This window comes from Saccharomonospora iraqiensis subsp. paurometabolica YIM 90007 (assembly GCF_000231035.2).
Lineage (GTDB): Bacteria > Actinomycetota > Actinomycetes > Mycobacteriales > Pseudonocardiaceae > Saccharomonospora > Saccharomonospora paurometabolica.
In genome coordinates, this window is record NZ_KI912220.1 from 10,119 (window position 1) to 13,565 (window position 3,447).

The following is a 3,447-nucleotide window of genomic DNA, read 5'->3' on the forward strand; positions in this document are numbered from 1 at the left end:
GTGGGGCGCTGGTGGCGCTCGTCGCCACCGGGGCGGCGTTCCCCCGGGCGGCCGCCTCGTTCGCGGACACGGCGCCCGAGGCGGGCAGCGCGGCGGGCATGACCCTGCTGTCGGTGCTCTACCTGCCCAACGTGGTCCTGTTGGGGCTCGGCTTCGTCACGGGTCCGGGGTTCTCGCTCGGGTTGGTCTCGGTGAGCCCCTTCGAACTCACCCCCGGACCGGTGCCGCCGGTGCCGCTGCTGGCCGGGGTGCCCGGATCGTGGGCGGCGTGGTGGCCGGTGTGGCTGGTGCTGCCCGCCGTGGCGGGGCTGCTCGTCGGTCGCTCGCTGCGGGACGTCTCCCCGGACCGGGGGGAACGGCTGCGTGCGGTGCTGGTCGCCGCGGTGTGCGTCGGCCTCGGCACGGTGCTCGCCGGTCCGTTCGCCGGGGGCGCCGTGGGGGGTGGGACGTTCGACCCGGTGTCGGTGCGGGTGGAGCTGACCTCGATCGCCGCGTTCGGGTGGGTGCTCGTCCCCGGCATCGCCGGGGCGTGGCGCGCGGATTCCGGGCGACGGGGGGACGGGCCACGCGGCGGTCGCCGACCGGGCCGGGGGTAAGCGTGATCACGGTGGCCGTGCCCGTCTCGCCGCCCCGGCACGCCGGGCTCTAGGGTGAGGGCCACCAGGTCACGCGGCGTGTGCCCCCGGCGCACCGTCCGGTAAGGAGAGGCGCTCTGGTCACCAGGTTGCAGCTGCCCACCCCGGCCGGGGTCGTCGTGCTCGCCTCCGGGACCGGGACCCTGCTGCGCGCGGTGCTGGACGCGGCGGCGCGCCCGGAGTTCCCCGTGGACGTGGTCGCGGTCGGCACCGACCGGCCCGGGGTCGGTGCGCTGGAGCTGGCCGCGGACGCCGGGGTGCCGTCGTTCACCGTGCGGACGGGAGATCACCCCGACCGGGCCGCGTGGGACCGGGCGCTGACCGGGGCGGTCGCGGCGTACACCCCCGACCTGGTGGTCTCCGCCGGGTTCCTCAAGATCCTCGGTCCCGAGTTCCTGTCCCGGTTCCCGAACCGGGTTCTCAACACCCATCCGGCGCTGTTGCCGTCGTTCCCGGGTACCCGGGCGGTGGCCGACGCGCTGGAGTTCGGGGTGAAGGTCACCGGGTCGACCGTCCACTTCGTCGACGCCGGGGTGGACACCGGCCCCATCATCGCCCAGGAGGCGGTGACCGTGGAGCCGGAGGACGACGAGGCACGCCTGCACGAGCGGATCAAGGCCGTGGAGCGCAGACTGCTCGTGGACGTCCTCGCTGAACTGGGCCGTGCGGGCTGCACGGTGGACGGACGAAAGGTGAGAGTGTCGTGAGCGAGTCCCCCGGTGGTGGGAAGCACCCGGTGCGCCGTGCCCTGATCGGTGTGTCGGACAAGACGGGCCTGCTGGAGCTGGCGACCGGGCTGCACGCCGCGGGCGTGGAGATCGTCTCGACCGGCGGGACCGCCCGCGTGATCGCCGACGCCGGGGTGCCGGTCACGCCGGTCGAGGAGGTCACCGGGTTCCCCGAGTCGTTCGACGGCCGGGTCAAGACCCTGCATCCCCGGGTGCACGCGGGGCTGCTGGCCGACACCGACCGGCCCGAGCACGTCGAGCAGCTCCGCACGCTCGGCATCAGCCCGTTCGACCTGCTCGTGGTCAACCTGTACCCGTTCACCGAAACGGTCGCCTCCGGCGCGGGCCCGGACGAGTGCGTGGAGAACATCGACATCGGTGGGCCCGCGATGGTGCGCGCGGCGGCGAAGAACCACGCGTCGGTGGCCGTGGTCGTGGACCCGGCACGGTACGACTGGGCGCTGGAGCGCATCCGGGGCGGAGGCTTCGAGGTGGCCGACCGCAGGCGGCTGGCCGCGGAGGCGTACGCGCACACCGCCGCCTACGACGCGGCGGTGGCGTCCTGGTTCGCGGAGAGCTACGCCCCGGTCGACGACACCGGCTTCCCGGACTTCCTCGGGGCGGGCTGGCAGCGCCAGGACGTGCTGCGCTACGGCGAGAACCCGCACCAGGCGGCCGCGGTGTACCGGGGGCCGGAGCAGTCCGGGCTCGCCGCCGCCGAGCAGGTGCACGGCAAGGCGATGTCGTACAACAACTACGTCGACACCGACGCGGCCCGGCGGGCGGCGTTCGACTTCGCCGAACCGGCCGTGGCGATCATCAAGCACGCGAACCCGTGCGGGATCGCGGTGGGCGTGGACGTGGCCGAGGCACACCGCAAGGCGCACGCGTGCGACCCGGTGTCGGCGTTCGGCGGGGTGATCGCCGCGAACCGTCCGGTGGACCTGGAGACGGCCGAGCAGATCGCGGACGTGTTCACCGAGGTCGTGCTCGCCCCGGGCTTCGACGACGACGCACTGGACGTGCTCACCCGGAAGAAGAACATCCGGCTGCTGCGGTTGCCCGAGGGCGCGGACACGCCGCGCACCGAACTGCGGCCGATCTCCGGCGGGATGCTGGTGCAGACCGCCGACCGGATCGACGCCGAGGGGGACGACCCGGCCGACTGGACGTTGGCCACGGGACAGGCCGTCGACGAGGCCACGCTGGCCGACCTCGCCTTCGCCTGGCGGGCGGTGCGCGCGGTCAAGTCGAACGCGATCCTGCTCGCCCACGACCGGGCCACCGTGGGGGTGGGCATGGGCCAGGTGAACCGGGTCGACTCGGCGCGACTGGCGGTGAACCGTGCGGACGACCGGGCGTCGGGGTCGGTGGCGGCCTCGGACGCGTTCTTCCCGTTCCCCGACGGGCTGCAGGTGCTGCTCGACGCCGGGGTCCGCGCGGTCGTGCAGCCGGGCGGGTCGGTCCGGGACGCCGAGGTGCTCGCCGCGGCCGAGGCGGTCGGCGCCACCGTCTACTTCACGGGCACCCGCCACTTCGCCCACTGACGCCGCCAGCCCACCCCCACCCGGCCCGCCGGCTCCCGGCCCCGGACATCCCTTCCGGGCCGTCCGCCGGGCCGTCCGCCGGGCGCCCCCTCCGCCGGACCACCTTCCACCCCGCGCCCCTCCCCGCCGAGGTCAGCGCGTTACTGAGCGTGCGCAAGTACCGCGTTTCGCCCGCGAACCGTGGTACTTGCGCACGCTACGTGTCTGCCGTGTGAGGCGGATCGCGGTCGGGTATCCGTGTGCTTGACAGTGCCGGGGTGGGGGCGTTTACTGAGGTTGCTGTCGAACACCAGTTCGATCAGTGAGTTCCGCCCCGATCTTCGCCGTCTTCCCCGCGGCGCGGTCGGAGTGGCCGTCCCTGCGTGTCGGCGTGGGCGGTCGCTCCCGAGACAGCGCGAGGGAGGTGAGTCCGGTGCCCGAGGGATCGGTCTCCGGGATCCGGCCCGTGCCGGGCGGCACGCCCGGTGTGTCCGGATCTCCCGGCGGGTCCGGCGGGGCCGGCGGGGCCGGCGGGTCCGGGGCGACTGTCGCGCGGTT

3 protein-coding genes are annotated in these 3,447 nt (G+C 74.5%); all 3 read left to right on the forward strand.

From position 1 onward, the window contains the following. Positions 1–596: cell division protein PerM (locus tag SACPADRAFT_RS26420; protein ID WP_007026980.1), on the forward strand; the 596-nt coding region annotated here is incomplete at its 5' end. Positions 597–724: 128 nt separating this feature from the next. Continuing rightward, positions 725–1,342 carry a phosphoribosylglycinamide formyltransferase gene (purN, locus tag SACPADRAFT_RS0208450; RefSeq protein WP_007026979.1) on the forward strand — a complete coding sequence of 206 codons (618 nt, stop codon included), beginning with the start codon at positions 725–727 and terminating at the stop codon, positions 1,340–1,342. Then, positions 1,339–2,910 (forward strand): bifunctional phosphoribosylaminoimidazolecarboxamide formyltransferase/IMP cyclohydrolase, encoded by a 1,572-nt coding sequence (purH, locus tag SACPADRAFT_RS0208455; protein WP_007026978.1) that lies wholly within the window; start codon positions 1,339–1,341, stop codon positions 2,908–2,910. The genes purN and purH overlap by 4 nt, the downstream gene beginning before the upstream one ends. Positions 2,911–3,447: the final 537 nt, after the last annotated feature.